Below are 430 nucleotides of genomic sequence, written 5' to 3'. Positions count from 1 at the left end.
CTCACGGTACTGGTTCACTATCGGTCAATCAGGAGTATTTAGCCTTGGAGGATGGTCCCCCCCATATTCAGACAGGATAACACGTGTCCCGCCCTACTCGTCGAGTTCACAATAACAGCATCTTCGGATACGGGGCTATCACCCTTTACTGCCGGACTTTCCAGACCGTTCTCCTGATGCTGCCATTGATTAAGACTCTGGGCTGTTCCCCCGTTCGCTCGCCGCTACTAGGGGAATCTCGGTTGATTTCTTTTCCTCGGGGTACTGAGATGTTTCAGTTCTCCCGGTTCGCCTCATTAACCTATGTATTCAGTTAATGATAATATCCATGGGATATTGGGTTTCCCCCATTCGGAAATCGTCGGGTATAACGGTTCATATCACCTTACCGACGCTTATCGCAGATTAGCACGTCCTTCATCGCCTCTGA

At 49.8% G+C, this 430-nt stretch carries 1 rRNA gene; it reads right to left on the bottom strand.

Annotation, left to right across the window (positions count from 1 at the left end):
* A 23S ribosomal RNA gene (locus tag BHE89_RS20955) occupies positions 1-430 on the bottom strand; the annotation flags it as partial.

This window comes from Shigella sp. FC1967, from assembly GCF_001743005.1.
In the GTDB taxonomy this organism is placed as follows: Bacteria; Pseudomonadota; Gammaproteobacteria; order Enterobacterales; family Enterobacteriaceae; genus Proteus.
The sequence above is the reverse complement of the archived record's forward strand: the minus strand, read 5'-3'. Positions and strand labels throughout refer to the sequence as shown.